The organism is Thioclava arctica (assembly GCF_040892615.1).
Taxonomy (GTDB): Bacteria; Pseudomonadota; Alphaproteobacteria; order Rhodobacterales; family Rhodobacteraceae; genus Thioclava; species Thioclava arctica.
Map to the genome: position 1 here is coordinate 16,699 of NZ_JBFRYC010000019.1, position 14,240 is coordinate 30,938.

The 14,240-nt window shown below is 60.1% G+C and carries 17 protein-coding genes and 1 tRNA gene; 2 read left to right on the top strand and 16 right to left on the bottom strand.

Going from position 1 to position 14,240, the window contains the following annotated elements; genetic code table 11:
• Positions 1–8 precede the first annotated feature (8 nt).
• The 5 genes from rplJ to secE form a co-directional block, all read right to left on the bottom strand.
• Positions 9–521, bottom strand: a complete 513-nt coding sequence (gene rplJ / locus AB4874_RS18395) for a 50S ribosomal protein L10 (RefSeq protein WP_295533081.1) — start codon at positions 519–521, stop codon at positions 9–11.
• Between the two features lie 245 nt (positions 522–766).
• Entirely contained in the window at positions 767–1,465 is a 699-nt protein-coding gene (rplA, locus tag AB4874_RS18400) for a 50S ribosomal protein L1 (protein ID WP_368393077.1), read from the bottom strand.
• 3 nt (positions 1,466–1,468) lie between these two features.
• A complete protein-coding gene (rplK, locus tag AB4874_RS18405) occupies positions 1,469–1,921 on the bottom strand; it encodes a 50S ribosomal protein L11 (protein WP_295533083.1) in 453 nt (150 codons plus the stop codon).
• 103 nt (positions 1,922–2,024) lie between these two features.
• Positions 2,025–2,564, bottom strand: coding sequence for a transcription termination/antitermination protein NusG (nusG, locus tag AB4874_RS18410; protein WP_038131524.1), 540 nt, complete (start codon positions 2,562–2,564; stop codon positions 2,025–2,027).
• Between the two features lie 227 nt (positions 2,565–2,791).
• On the bottom strand, positions 2,792–2,977 hold the full coding sequence (gene secE / locus AB4874_RS18415) for a preprotein translocase subunit SecE (protein ID WP_295533084.1): 186 nt from the start codon (positions 2,975–2,977) through the stop codon (positions 2,792–2,794).
• A gap of 272 nt (positions 2,978–3,249) precedes the next feature.
• Between secE and AB4874_RS18420 the strand changes: the two genes are divergently transcribed.
• A complete protein-coding gene (locus tag AB4874_RS18420; protein ID WP_368393078.1) occupies positions 3,250–3,759 on the top strand; it encodes a DUF4405 domain-containing protein in 510 nt (169 codons plus the stop codon).
• A 12-nt stretch (positions 3,760–3,771) separates the two neighbouring features.
• Here AB4874_RS18420 and AB4874_RS18425 read toward each other — a convergent pair whose 3' ends face one another.
• From AB4874_RS18425 to AB4874_RS18470, 10 genes are all read right to left on the bottom strand, one after another.
• Positions 3,772–3,954, bottom strand: coding sequence for a hypothetical protein (locus AB4874_RS18425; protein ID WP_368393079.1), 183 nt, complete (start codon positions 3,952–3,954; stop codon positions 3,772–3,774).
• 245 nt (positions 3,955–4,199) lie between these two features.
• Positions 4,200–5,270, bottom strand: a complete 1,071-nt coding sequence (locus AB4874_RS18430) for an ABC transporter ATP-binding protein (protein ID WP_438273502.1) — start codon at positions 5,268–5,270, stop codon at positions 4,200–4,202.
• 1 nt (position 5,271) lies between these two features.
• Positions 5,272–6,264, bottom strand: coding sequence for a glycoside hydrolase family protein (locus AB4874_RS18435; protein WP_368393081.1), 993 nt, complete (start codon positions 6,262–6,264; stop codon positions 5,272–5,274).
• A 6-nt stretch (positions 6,265–6,270) separates the two neighbouring features.
• On the bottom strand, positions 6,271–7,149 hold the full coding sequence (locus tag AB4874_RS18440; protein WP_368393082.1) for a carbohydrate ABC transporter permease: 879 nt from the start codon (positions 7,147–7,149) through the stop codon (positions 6,271–6,273).
• A 1-nt stretch (position 7,150) separates the two neighbouring features.
• Positions 7,151–8,218, bottom strand: coding sequence for a carbohydrate ABC transporter permease (locus tag AB4874_RS18445; RefSeq protein ID WP_368393083.1), 1,068 nt, complete (start codon positions 8,216–8,218; stop codon positions 7,151–7,153).
• Positions 8,219–8,289: 71 nt separating this feature from the next.
• Entirely contained in the window at positions 8,290–9,552 is a 1,263-nt protein-coding gene (locus AB4874_RS18450; protein ID WP_368393084.1) for an ABC transporter substrate-binding protein, read from the bottom strand.
• Position 9,553: 1 nt separating this feature from the next.
• A complete protein-coding gene (locus AB4874_RS18455; protein WP_368393085.1) occupies positions 9,554–10,624 on the bottom strand; it encodes a LacI family DNA-binding transcriptional regulator in 1,071 nt (356 codons plus the stop codon).
• A 661-nt stretch (positions 10,625–11,285) separates the two neighbouring features.
• Positions 11,286–11,361: transfer RNA gene (locus AB4874_RS18460), tRNA-Trp, on the bottom strand.
• Positions 11,362–11,519: 158 nt separating this feature from the next.
• Positions 11,520–12,506 carry a zinc transporter ZntB gene (locus tag AB4874_RS18465; RefSeq protein WP_368393086.1) on the bottom strand — a complete coding sequence of 329 codons (987 nt, stop codon included), beginning with the start codon at positions 12,504–12,506 and terminating at the stop codon, positions 11,520–11,522.
• A 63-nt stretch (positions 12,507–12,569) separates the two neighbouring features.
• A complete protein-coding gene (locus tag AB4874_RS18470) occupies positions 12,570–13,238 on the bottom strand; it encodes a CatB-related O-acetyltransferase (protein WP_368393087.1) in 669 nt (222 codons plus the stop codon).
• Between the two features lie 225 nt (positions 13,239–13,463).
• Here AB4874_RS18470 and AB4874_RS18475 point away from each other — a divergent pair, with 225 nt between their 5' ends.
• Positions 13,464–13,853, top strand: a complete 390-nt coding sequence (locus AB4874_RS18475; RefSeq protein ID WP_368393088.1) for a VOC family protein — start codon at positions 13,464–13,466, stop codon at positions 13,851–13,853.
• 94 nt (positions 13,854–13,947) lie between these two features.
• On the opposite strand, the gene AB4874_RS18480 is transcribed toward AB4874_RS18475, so the two are convergent.
• On the bottom strand, positions 13,948–14,240 hold a 293-nt coding region (locus AB4874_RS18480), incomplete at its 5' end, for an EF-Tu C-terminal domain-related protein (protein WP_497031575.1).

The window sequence follows — 14,240 nt, forward strand, 5'->3', positions numbered from 1 at the left end:
TCGATTGCTTAAGCAGCCTTTTCCTCGATCGAGGACAGGATGCTCGCGATGTTGCTTGCAGGCGCGCCAATGGCACCGGCGATGTTGCTTGCAGGCGCACCAATGCACGACGCGATCTGAGCAAGAAGCTCTTCGCGCGAGGGCATATCGGCGACGGCTTTCACACCGGCGATATCCAGAGCCGACTCTCCCATAGAACCACCAAGGATCGAGAGTTTCTCGTTTTCCTTGGCGTACTTGACAACCACCCTCGCCGCAGCAACGGGATCATCCGAGTAGGAAAGCACGGTCATGCCCGTCAGGTAATCAGCGATGCTTGCGCAGGGCTGACCTTCAAGGGCGATCTTGGCGAGCTTGTTCTTGGCAACGCGAACCGACCCGCCAGCTTCGCGCATGCGCGCCCGCAGGTCCTGCATATTGGCAACCGTCATACCCTCGTAGTGGGCAACCACTACGACGCCAGAGCTTGCGAAGATCTGGCCGAGTTCCTCGACCACTTTCTCTTTTTGGGCTCTATCCACAGTTACACTCCAAGTATGGGGGTTTCCCCCCGGCTCTCATTTTCCCGGTTTCCCGGGGTCGGGTCCGAAAGGGCCCGAGGCCAGATCGCCCGAGATCAGCCAAGCGGCTTACCCCGGAAATGGTCTCGATCCCCATCTCAGGAAGGAAATTAAGCCAGTTTCCCGGCACCCTCCGTCTCGGACAGGTCAGGGCGGTTGTACAAGACACCCGCCCCACCATCCACCGGTTTCCCGGTGGAATTCTGTTAGTTGCCGCTTGCGGACGCGACGTCCAGCGACACGCCCGGGCCCATCGTGGAGCTCAGCGACACCTTCTTCAGATAGGTGCCCTTCGCGCCAGCGGGGCGAGCTTTCGAAACGGCTTCCACGAAGGCGCGCACGTTCTCAACCAGTTTGTCTTCCGAGAACGACACCTTGCCGATGCCGCCATGGATGACGCCAGCCTTCTCAACCTTGAACTGGACTTCGCCGCCTTTGGCCGCAGCCACAGCCGTTGCGACATCCATCGTCACCGTGCCAACCTTGGGGTTCGGCATCAGGTTGCGCGGGCCCAGCACCTTGCCCAGACGACCGACGAGCGGCATCATGTCCGGGGTTGCAATGCAGCGATCGAATTCGATCTTGCCCGACTGGATGGTTTCCATCAGGTCTTCGGCGCCAACGATGTCAGCCCCGGCTGCCTGTGCCTCATCGGCTTTGGCCCCACGAGCGAACACAGCCACGCGCACGGTTTTACCGGTGCCGTTGGGCAGGGCGACAACGCCGCGCACCATCTGGTCTGCGTGACGCGGGTCAACGCCCAAGTTCATCGCGATTTCCAGCGTCTCGTCGAATTTCGCATGTGCGTTCGACTTGATCAGCGCCACGGCCTCTTTGATCGAGAGGTTGTCTTTGCCAGCGAAAGCTTCGCGGGCGGCTTTGGTCCGTTTACCGAGCTTTGCCATGACTTACCCTTTCACCTCGATACCGATCGACTTCGCCGAGCCGAGGATGATGTTCATCGCGCCTTCGATGTCGTTGGCGTTCAGGTCAGACATTTTCGCTTCAGCGATCTGACGCACTTGAGCCGCGGTGATCGTCGCAGCGGTCACACGACCGGGGGCCTCAGAGCCCTTCGGACGGTTGCGCTTGCCAACCGGCTTGAGGCCAGCAGCTTGCTTGATGAAGAAGCTCGCCGTCGGCTGCTTGATCTCAAAGGTGAAGGACTTGTCAGCGTAATAGGTGATGACCGTCGGGATCTTCGCCTGCTTGTCCATTTCCTGCGTTTTGGCGTTAAACGCCTTGCAGAATTCCATGATATTGATGCCGCGCTGACCCAGCGCAGGACCGACGGGCGGGGACGGATTTGCCGCACCAGCCGCGATTTGCAGCTTCAGCTGCCCAACTACTTTCTTGGCCATTTGGCCCTCTCCTTATCACTGTCACACCCGAAGGGGCGCGAAGTTTAGTGGTCCGGTCCGGGGATGCCTGCTCTCAGGGCCCCTCGCCTCCCACGGGTTACACTCAGGCGGTTTTCTGCACCTGCGTGAATTCCAATTCGACCGGCGTGGGCCGACCAAAGATCGACACCGTCACCTTCAGACGGCTTGCCGCCTCGTCCACTTCCTCGACCATGCCCGAGAAACCCTCGAACGGGCCGTCGGTCACGCTCACGTTCTCGCCGATCTCGAAGAAGATCAGGTTGCGCGGAGCAGCGGCCTCGCCGGTCTCATCGACACGGCTGAGGATACGGTTCACCTCGGCATCGCCCATCGGCATCGGGCGGCCTTGCGGCCCCAGAAACCCGGTGACCCGGTTGAGCGAGTTCACAAGGTGATAGCCCTTGTCGGTCATCTCCATGCGCACCAGCACATAGCCCGGCATGAAGCGCCGCTCAGAGGTGACTTTCTTGCCGCGACGGACTTCGATTACTTCTTCCGTGGGCACCAAGACTTCTTCGATCTGGTCCTCAAGACCCTGATCGATAACAGCCTGACGGATCCCCTCGGCCACTTTCTTCTCGAAATTCGAGAGAACGCTCACCGAATACCAACGCTTCGCCATGCCGACCTTAGCCCCTTCATACCGACGCAAGAGCGCCGTAAAATTCAAATCTTGCAGCGGGTTAGCCCGCACGCCCCGAACAAAAAACAGCGCGCACCACGCGAATCGATGCACGCCGCCTCTGGGAAAGTTCCGCTCCCATACCGCCGTGCGCCAATGATTTCAAGACCGTTAAAGACGCGTTCGCGCGATCTCGCCCTGTTTGACGCAATCGCAGGCGAGCGCGATCAACTTCCGATAATCTGGCTGACACCCAGACGGATCACCCAATCCACCAGCGAAAAGAACAGTGCCGTCAGCGCCGCCATCGCCAGCACCATGCCGGTCGTCAGCAGCACTTCGCGGCGCGAGGGCCAAGTGACCTTGCCCGCTTCCGAGCGCACCTGCTGGAGAAACTGAAGAGGGTTCGCCATGATCGTTATCCCTGTAAAGCGCGCCCATTTGCGGCGCCTGCCTGTCTGTCTTGGCGCAACCATCGGCGCGCAACTGCTGCCAGATACGCGCTGAGGGGCGGGATTTCAACCCATTTGCGCCCCCTGCCCCGAAACGCAGCGCTGACGTGGCCCTGCTGCCCCTGCAGGACGGCTTTGCGCCGAAACCCGCGACGGGATCTGGGGATCGAACCGTTAATCCTTGCATGCGCCGCGCATTGGCGCATGGACCTATGACGCAACAGGAGCCCGCCATGCCCAGCCTTCTCAATCGCTACGCCACGCCGCTGAACACCGGGCTGTTTCTGGTCTCGCTGATCTCGGGGATCGCGCTGTTCTTTCACTGGGGCAGCAACTGGTTTCACAGCATGCATGTTTGGCTGTCGATGGTGCTGATCGTGCCTTTCGTGCTGCATATCTGGCGCAATTGGCGGCCGATGACCTGCTATCTCAAACGCGCACCGATGGCGATTGCGATGGCGGTGTCGCTGGTGGCCGCTCTGGCCTTTGTCGTGCCCCAGATCGGCGCGTCCTCAAGTCGCGGCGCGCGCGGTGGCCCGCCGCAATTCGCCTTGGCGCAAAAGCTGCTCGATGCCCCGCTAGAGGCCGCGGCCCCGATCCTAGGCCTCAGCGCGCAAGCCCTCGGCACCAAGCTGACCCAAGCCGGCTACACCGTGCGCGACACCAGCGCGCGCCTCAGCGATATCGCCACGACTTCGGGCAAATCAAGCGCAGCCCTCGCCAACCTGCTGAGCGCGCCGTAATTACGCCCGCCCCTACCCAAAGATCTTTTGCGCAATCACCCAGCGCATAAACATCTCGCGCTGCGCCTCGGTCAGCCATTTCCGCCCCTGCTGGCTTTCGCTCCACGCCAGAAACCCAAAGACCGCCGCAATGATCAGCCTGACCCAAAACGGCCCGGAAAAGACGGTGATGATGTAACCGCCCTCCGACGGCATCGATGTGCCAAAGTGGGTCTGCAACGATCCACAAAAGAGAGCGGTTACATCAACACTGCCGTGCCACACCCGTGATGCAGAGAGGGTTTCTCGATCACGGGTTTAGAAATCGACTTGGGAGCGGGTGAGACTTGCTGTGCTGCATGAGAACTAGGTTGTTTGTCGCTCAGGTTTTAACGCTTTCGCCTCTGATGGAAGTGAACCTGCACTCACGCAAGCAAAGAAAATCTCCATCAGTTCCGCTTTCAGCTCTCCTGCTCGAATAGATGCGCCTGCTCAGGGGCGAAGATCAGATCGACGCGCTGACCGCGCTCGAACTCTTTGTCTTCGCCAAACGCGGCGATCACGTTCTTGCCGTCCTGCATCACCAAATCGACGACCGTCTCGCTCCCAAGCCGTTCGGTCAGAGTGACCTGACCGTGTAAGACACCCTGATCGGGCGCGCAGGCCGAGATATGTTGCGGGCGCAGGCCCAGCACCGCGCGGGCGCCGGGAACAAAGCGCCGTCCACGCGTGGGCACCACGATCGGGTCCATCGAAGGACGCGCAACCTTGGCGGTCTCGTTGTCTGCCGCAACAATCTCTACGTCGAGGAAATTCATCGACGGCGCGCCAAGGAAGCCCGCCACGAAACGATTAACCGGGTTTTGATACAGTTCCATCGGTGCGCCCGCCTGCATCACCTGCCCATCGCGCAACACGATGATCTTATCGGCCAGTGTCATCGCCTCGACCTGATCATGGGTAACATAGATCATCGTCGTGCCAAGTTGCTTGTGCAGTTTCCCAATCTCCATGCGCATGTCCATTCGCAGCGCCGCATCGAGGTTCGAGAGCGGCTCATCGAACAAGAACACCCCCGGATTGCGCGTGATGGCCCGCCCGATCGCGACCCGTTGGCGCTGACCGCCCGAGAGTTGGCTTGGGCGACGGTCCAGCAGATGCTCCATCTGCAATATCTCGGCCGCGCGCTGGACCTTCGCGGCCTTCTCCGCCTTCGACGCATGGGCAATTGTCAGCCCGAAGGCCATATTCTCGCGCACGCTCATATGCGGAAAAATTGCATAATTTTGGAACACCATGGCGACGCCGCGGTCGCGCGGCTGCGCCTCGTTCACCCGCTGCCCACCGATTTCGAGCGTTCCATCGGTGATGTCCTCGAGCCCCGCGATCATCCGCAAAAGCGTTGATTTTCCGCAGCCCGATGGCCCGACAAAGACGCAGAACTCGCCGTCCGCAATGTCGATATCGACGCCGCGGATCACCTCATGCCCGCCATAAGATTTGCGCAATCCGCGCAGCTTGATCTCGGCCATCTCACGCCCCTCCTTGGTCAGGATGCGGCCCAAGTTGCAGATAGCCCGCAGCATCGACATGGACCGGCTCAGGATCGCGGATCTGCCCCACAAACGCATCGCGCCCGTTATCGTCAAAGCCAATGATCACCAGCCCCTCCTCGGTCTGCAAAATGCGCGCGGCATAGCGCCGGCACGGGTTTGCGCCATCCAGAAATCCGGGCGCAATGCGCCAGGGCCCGCGCGGATCCTCGGCGATCAGATAGTGGTTTCCGGTCACTGGCATCATGCCGGTCTCTGCGATGCGCGCTTCGCTCCAATGCTCGGCCGCGGTGCAAAACAGGCAATACCACCGACCGTTCACCGTGAAGACCTGCGGCACTTCAAGCTGGCCATAGCCGCCCGTGAACACCGGGGGCTGCAACTCCCAGTGCATCAGATCGCGGGAGGTTGCCAAGCCGATCGCCCCTGCGGCATTGCCCTCGGCGATCCCCGAGGCGCGGCCGGTGAAATACATCAGCCAGCCCTCACCCGCTGGATCACGCATAACCCACGGATCCCGCATTGCCCGGTCATGCCAGTGACCGCGCTGGTGCTCGGCCTCGTAGAAGGTCGCATTCGGGCCAGTCATATCCAGACAAAGCCCGTCGCCGATCCGGGTCCAATTATGCAAGTCGTGCGACGTGGCATGACCGATACGCTGATACAGCGCCTGCTCAGAGCGCCGGCCACCCGTATAGAACAGGTGCCACAGCCCCTCTTCATCGCGCAGCACCGAGCCCGTCCATGTCACCATGTCGTCCCACGCGGGTTTCGGCGCAGGGGCCAGCGAGGTACCCAAGTGATGCCAGTTTTTCAGATCATCCGAGACGGCATGCCCTTGGCTGACATTGAAGTGACGCAGCTCCGGATTGCCCAGCGACTTGTCGGCTTTGAGAAACCACGCATGCCAGCGCGCGCCATCATGGGCATACCAGCTGTCCCAGACCCATTGGTTTTCGAGTGAGAGAACCATATCGACTTATCCTTTCACGCCCGTCGAGGCGATAGAGGCGATGAACGCCCGTTGTAGCGCCAGGTAAAAGGCGAGGACCGGCACCGTGATCAGCGTCAGGTAAGCCATGATCTCGCCCCAGGCTGGGCTGAGTTGGAAGAAATATTGCAGGCCGACCATCACGGGCCGATATTGCTCTTGCTGGACGACGATCAGCGGCCAGAGGTACTGGTTGTACATCACAAGGAATTTCAAGATCGCCGCGGTGGCGATTACCGGGCCCGAAAGCGGCAGGACCACACGCAGATAGATCTGCAGCCAACTGGCCCCCTCCACCCGCGCCGCCTCGATCAGCTCCTCCGGCAGCCCCTTGAAATACTGCACGAAAAGGAAAATCGTCAGCCCGTCCGCGATCCACGGAATGATCTGCACGCGGTAGCTATCGAGCCAGCCCCATTCCAGCCCGGACAGGCCCAGCCACGGCAGTTTCGACACTTCCAGCAGCAGCGGAATCGCGATGGTCTCAAAGGGCACAATCAGCGTGGCCAGAACGATCGACAGCATCACGTCGCGCCCCCGCCATTGCAGAAAAACAAAGGAGAACCCGGCCAGCGAACAGACGAGCAGCGACAGCAGAACCGTCGTACCCGTGACGAAAATCGAGTTGAACACGAACAGCCCTACCGGCGCGCGCTCAAACGCGCCCATGTAGTTATGCAGGCTCAGATCGCCCACTGGCAGAAAGGCCCGCAAGCTTGAGGTATCTGACAGCAGCTGATCGCTGGGCTTGAAGCTCGACATGACCATGAACATCAGCGGGAAGATGAAGATCGCCGCGATCAGGATCAGCACAAGGTAGCGCACGGCAAGCCGCAGGCGGTGGTTATCGGCATGAATAGCGGCCATCTCAACGCTCCCTTGTCAGCCAGCGTTGCAACAGCGAAATCGATAATACGATCACGAACAAGATGACCGAAATTGTCGAGCCCCCGGCGATATCTTGCAGCCCGTAGCCGCGCTGCACGGCCTGAAAGACCAACGTCTGCGTGGAATCGAGCGGTCCGCCCTTGGTCATCACGTCGATCTGGCTGAACAGCGCAAAGGACTGCATGGTGATCACAATCAGCACCAGCACCGCCGTATGGCGCAATCCCGGCCAGGTCACATAGCGAAAGGTCTGCCAACTCGACGATCCCTCGATCGCGGCGGCCTCGTAAAGCGTGGGCGAGATCGTTTGCAACCCGGACAGCCAGATCACCATGTGAAACCCGACGGCCTGCCAGATCGACATCACCATGATCGATCCCAGTGCAGTATGAGGGTTGCCCAGCCAGTCGACCGGGTGAAAATGCCCAAAACTCAGCCCAGCAAGCATGTTGTTAAGCAGCCCGTCATGCCCGTCATAGATGAAGCGCCACAACAGCGAGACCACGACAATCGAGACCACCACGGGCATGAAATAAATCGTTCGGAACAGTGTGATCCCGCGCAATTTCTGGTTGATCAACAAGGCCAGCCCCAAGGCGAGACCCGCCTGCACTGGTGCTACGATCAGAACGAAGAGGCAGGTGTTCACCAGCGCCTTCCAGAACACCACGTCCCGCGCGATCACCAGATGCGCTTGCGTGCCCGTCTCCCAGCGGAACCATTCCTGCATGCCGCGATATTGCGGGGTATCGGCGTTGCGCGTGATCGTGCGCAGTGGGGGAAATTCGGGATGGCCGCTCGGATCTGTCGCGACCTTGCCGTTTGGGTCTTGCTTGGCGTCAAGCGACACGAACGCCAGCCCCAGCATTTGCTGATAGTTCTCCAGCCCGACATAGCGCGTCGGATTCGGCGAAATCAGCCGCTGATTGGTGAGCGAAAAGCCAAAGGCCAGAATGAAGGGCGTTATGATGAAGGCGAAGATCAGAACGATCCCCGGCAAGGCAAAGGCCCAGCCCTCACGGTTGGCGGATGTCAGCGAGGAGCGCATGACTCAAACTCCAGATCTTGGGGAAGACGGGAAGGGCACGGGTGGCCCGTGTCCTTCCGCAGGCGCAGGGCTTAGTTTTTCTTGTAGCCATCGTTGCGCTTGATATCGGCGTCGATCTGATCGACCGAAGCATCCAGCGTGTCAGTCACCCCGGCGCCATCGGCGATATCGGCCGCGGCCTTCTGAAACACCTTCGACTCCACGACATAGCCTGGCGTTACCGGACGTTTCTTGGCCTGCGCCTTGGACAGGTTGAAGAACACCGATAGCGCGCCGCCATCCTTGTAATTATCGGTCATCTGGGCGGCAGAGGCAGTGGCCGGTATCAGGCCAATCGCGTTCGAGAATTCCGCCAGATACTTGTCCTGAGTCGCGAATTTGATGAAATCAGCCGCGCCGTCGGGATGCTGCGAGCTGGCCGAAATTCCGAATTGCCACGAGGCCGCGCCAATGGTCGGGCCGTCCCCGAAATCGGGCGCGGGCAGAAACTCGACATCATCGACCTTGGCCATCGTCTTGACCGCGTTCCAGTTGCCATTCCACGAAAAGGCATATTTCCCGTCGATGAAGCCGTTTTCATGATCGGCCGGGTCCTGACTGGTGCCCGGCGCAAGTTTGTCTTTGAACAGCGACTGCCACCAGTTGCCCCAAGCGATCGCAGCATCGCCATTCAAAGCGCCCTCGGCCGTGTCGTAGGTCTTGCGATCGACAAGTCCGCCACCGAAGCTTTGAAGAAACGGCAAAAACGCATAGGTATACCACTCCGACTTATCCGACATGCCAAGATCGATGGCGTAATCGAACTTGGCACTGGATTTCGCAGCCTGCAGGGCGTGGTCAAATTCATCTTTGGTCCAAGGCTTGTCCAGCGTCGGAGTGCGCAGACCAAGCTCCTTCAGCGTCGACTTGCGGGCGTAAAGCGCCACTGCCGCATCCCACAGACCGATCGAATAGAGCTTGCCATCATAGATGCCCTTGGTGCCGGGCAGGAAGTTTTTGAAATGATCCTCAGGGATCGGCAGCGGCTGCAAATAGCCCGACCAAGCCCAGTTTGGCATGATCGGCCCGTCCATATCGAGGATGTCAGGCAGCTTGCCGGCCAGTGCCGCGGCGGTCACCGAGTCATTGTAGCTGTTTTGCGGAAAGCTCTCGAGCGCGACCTTCCAGTCAGACTGGCTCGCGTTGAAATCATCGATGATCTGATTGATGATCTTGCTTTCCACCTTGTTGCCCGCGCCGTGATACCAAATCGAAAGCGTGGTCGTCGCGAAGGCAGCATTGCACAGCCCGGTGGCGGCGATCACCGCCCCGGCTGTCACGTTGAAGAGTTTCATGTCATCCTCCCTTGGATGTCTGGCGATCGGGTTCGAGATCAATCACGGAAGAGCGCCAGAATACGCCCCCCGGCACCCGCACGGGATCGTGCGGAGGGGGCGCCTCCTCCGAGATTAGGGACAACAAAAGCTCGGCCGAACGACGCCCCATCTCCGCATAGGGCAGCTCGACCGTGCTGAGCGACGGGTACAGGGTTTCGGCAATGGTGCGGTAATTGTCGAAACCGGCGACCGAGATTTCTTCGGGGACACGGATGCCTCGCGTGCGCAACAGCCCGTAGAGCCGCATCGCCATCTCATCATTGCCACAGCAGATCACGCTTGGCCGGTTGGGCAGCGCAAGCATTCGGTCCAGCGCCGCGCCCAGCCATTCATGCGAGGGCCCGTCGGTCAATTTGTAACCAGTCGCGACAAGCTCGGGATCAAACTCGAGCCCCGCGGCCCGCAGCGCATCGCGATACCCCGCGACGCGCAAGGGCGTAGCCAGCATGTCCTGATCCAATGTCAAATAACCGATCCGGCGATGCCCATGCGCAATCAGGCGCTCGACCAGCGACTTTTGGCAACTTTGGTCGTCAGGCACGACGGCGGGCGTCCCTGACGCATCATAGCAATTGGCCAGAACCAGCGGACAGCCTTGCGGCACCGGATCAAACGCCACCTGCTTGTGATAATCCGCCACATAGATCAGCCCCTCGACCCGATACTGCTGAAATGTCCGGATCAAAGAGGGAACTTTTTCGAAGCTGCCGCCGGTATCGGCGATCATCAAGGTCAGATCCTGCTGCGCGATGATTTGCTGGATCCCCTGAACGATATACAGGTCCGGCAGGCCCTTGGGATCTGACAACTCCGCGGTGCGCGCGATCGCGCCAGTGATCACACCAATCAACCCCGAACGGTTCGAACGCATCATCCGCGCCGCGCTGGAGGGCACATATTCGAGACTGCGGATCGCCGCCTCAACCTTTGCACGCGTCTTCTCGCCCACGGGCGCATCACCGTTGACCACTCGCGAAACCGTCTTTGGCGAAACGCCCGCCACTTTCGCAACATCGTATATTGTGGCCAAAGTCTTCCCCCTTGCCGCGTTCTATCTGCACATTCGATCGCGCATGATCAAAAAGACATCGATGTCATACGACTCAATGACATCGATGTCAATCAGTCGTATGACTGCGCAAAGTCAAGCAACGCAGCTACAGCGCAAGGTATCTTGCTGAGACTGGGTGACGGGCATATTCGGCACTCTATCGACCTGACCGGTCGATGCCGCCCCTTTGATAGCATTTACTGCAACAAAGGAGACGAGCGATGGGACATGGGAGAACGGACGAATTCCGCCAAGATGCGGTGCGGATCGCGTTGACCAGTGGGCAGATCGTCAGCAGGGAACTGACGATCTGGGTGTCGGCATGTCGACGCCAAGCCGTCTCCTCAAGAAAGATCAGCCATTCCCGCTTCCAAGTTAGGCGCATGAACAATAAGCGGCCTGTTTCTAACATCGGGCAGCTTGAGAGCTAAGGCGCGACGCTACGGTCGTTGGCCTCTTGACCCGCGACGCACTACCGTAAGGAGTATCATGGAAGAAGGCGGGAGCGCATCGGCATGCAAATGCCTCCGAGCCCAGAAACTTCCTGCTCGCAGAGCGCCAGTAGGGCCAAATTCCCCCAACCAAACGCCCAACTGTCTCGGATATACGACTTGGCCAATGAAAAATCGTCAATTTTCATTGGCAGGGGCAGAGGGACTCGAACCCACGACCCTCGGTTTTGGAGACCGATGCTCTACCAACTGAGCTATACCCCTATGCCGTGCGGCGGTTGCTAAGCCAGCGCGCAGGCGAAATCAAGAGCGATTTGCGCAAATCGCGCGAAGCTTTCGCCGCGTGCCCTGCGCAGGCCCGTTTTTGTCCAAAGCTGCGGGGGTGTGCCGCCCTCAGAACGCCGCAACCCACAGCGACCCGCCTAGCGCACGGCGCGGCGCAGCACCCAGCGCACCAATCCCATCACGCCAAGCTGAGCGATCACTAGCACCACGCAGCCCACCACCAAAAGACCAAAGGCGACAGGCGATTGCAGCCCCGGCATGCCGCCCAGATTGACCCCGAACAGCCCGGTCAAAAAGCCCAGCGGCAGAAAGATCGACGTCACCACCGACATCACGAACGTGTTGCGGTTGACCCGGTCTGACAGCTGGCTCGACAGCTCCTCGCGCAGCACCTGAGCCTGATCGCGCAGCTCATCCATATCCTCGGCAATCCGCGTCATCTTGAACGCCTCTTCCTCGATCTCGCGCCGTGTAACCGCGTCGATGATCGGGGATTGCGCCTGTGACACCTTGATCAGCACATCACGTTGCGGCCCCAGATAGCGGCGCGCCGCGATCACCTTGAGGCGCAAATCCAGCACATCATGGCGCACATGGTCCCCCTGCCCGCCAAAGACCCGATCCTCCAACTCTTCGGCATGCGCGTCCAGGTCGCTTTGAAACACGTTGATATTGCCCACGATATCTTCGGTCATACGCACCAGAAACGCGCCCGCATCCAGCGGCCCGGTGCCCTCGCGCAAGGCCTCATTCATCCGCTCGACAGCGCGCACCCGCTTGCGGGAAATCGTCAGGATTCGCTGCGTGTCCAGATACATCCGCAACGAGACCATATCTTCGGGGTCTTCGCCCTCGTTGAAGTTGATCGCGCGCAAGATCACCAGCACCCCATCGCCCACAAGGCTCATCCGCGGGCGCGTGTTGACGTCCACCAGCGCCTCGACCGCCTGCGGATCAAGGTAATCCAGCTCTTCGCGAATCCAGAGCTGCGCGTCGGGATGGGTGCCATCCAGATGCGCCCAGGCCAGCCGCTCATCGCGCAGGGCCGCAACGATATCGACAGGCCCGTCGGGATCGGGCGCGCCAGAAAGAAAATGGGAATACAGGATCGGACTGTTGGTCACGGGCGCAGGCTAACCTTATGATTTCGCAAATCCTAGCGCAGAAGCCCGCCAGTGCAAGCGCGCTTAGGGGCGAAACTGCGCTAGGGCTGCGACATCGCCCGCCTCAAGTGCGGGCAGCGCGGCGCGGATCGCGGCCACCGGCCAGTCCCACCACGCCAGCTCCAACAGCCGGGCCACCTGATCGGGCGCAAAGCGCATCCGCAACAGCCGCGCCGGGTTGCCCGCGACAATCGCGTAAGGCGGCACATCGCGGCTCACCACCGCGCCCGCCGCTACAATCGCCCCCGCCCCGATCGTGACCCCCGCCATCACGCGCGCCTCAAAGCCAAGCCAGACATCGGGGCCAATCACCGTATCCCCAATCGCGGCATTTTCATCGCGGTATTTCTGCGCCGTGGGCATATCGAATATCCGAAACGGATAGGTGGTGATCCCGCCCATCGGATGATTGGCCGATGCGGTAATGAACACCACCCCGTGGGCAATCTGCGCGAAGGGACCGATCACCAGCCGCTCGGGCGCGCCGGGATACAGATAGGGCGCCAGCACCGCCGCCGGATCGGGCTCGGGCGTATGCGGACTGTAATAGGCATAGCGCCCGACCGCGATATTGGGATGGTCGATCACCGCCTGCAAGAACACGGTCGGTGCGTGCGGCGTGCCATCGGGCAGGATCACAGGATTGCGGGTCTCGGGCGCAGGAAAGCGCTGGGGCAGCGGGTAGTCAGACATGAACAGCCTCTTTCGGATCGGGTTACGGGAACGGGATCAGAAAAGGGTCTTGGTCATCGCAGCCTCCACCGGTGTGCGCTCAGGTTAGCGGATTTCAAGGCGCTACGCCAGTTGGGGACGGGGAATGACTGCTTCGCACCCGCATCTACTGGAAAATACGCTCTTGATCGGAAGTGGATTTGAGGTTGGAAAAACGTCTCGTGATCCAAAACAGTGGAGCCCTCTATGACAATCGCAAAGTTGCGCATCGCGCGTCCGACTGATGACATCGAGGCGCTGAAACCCTTTTACATCGATGGCCTTTGTTTAAAGGTTCTTGCCAAATTTTCGGACCATAGCGGCTTTGACGGCCTGATGGTCGGCGACCCCGAGCTGCCCTATCATTTTGAGTTTACAAAAAACTCCGAGCACCTAGCAGGTCGAGCGCCAACCAAGGACAACCTGATAGTCTTCTACCTGCCCGACACGCGCGAATGGAAGCAAGCGGTTCAGCGGATGCAAGACGTTGGGTTCGCGCCTGTCACATCGTTCAATCCCTATTGGGATATTCTAGGACGCACTTTTGAAGACCCCGATGGGTATCGTGTCGTCTTGCAAAATGCGTCTTGGGGTTAAGTCCCCCATGCCCCGAACGGCAGCGAGGTTCCACATCCCCCAACGCAAAAGGGCCGCCCAACCGGGCGGCCCTTTCATTAGCAAGTGATCGCGATCAAGCGAGGATTTTCGACACCACGCCGGCGCCGACGGTACGGCCGCCTTCGCGGATGGCGAAGCGCAGACCGTCTTCCATGGCGATCGGTGCGATCAGTTCGACTTCGAACTTCAGGTTGTCGCCCGGCATGACCATTTCCGTGCCCTCGGGCAGGTTAACGGTGCCGGTAACGTCCGTGGTGCGGAAGTAGAACTGCGGACGGTAGTTCGCAAAGAACGGCGTGTGACGGCCACCCTCTTCTTTGGTGAGGATATAGGCCTCAGCTTCGAACTTGGTGTGCGGCTTCACCG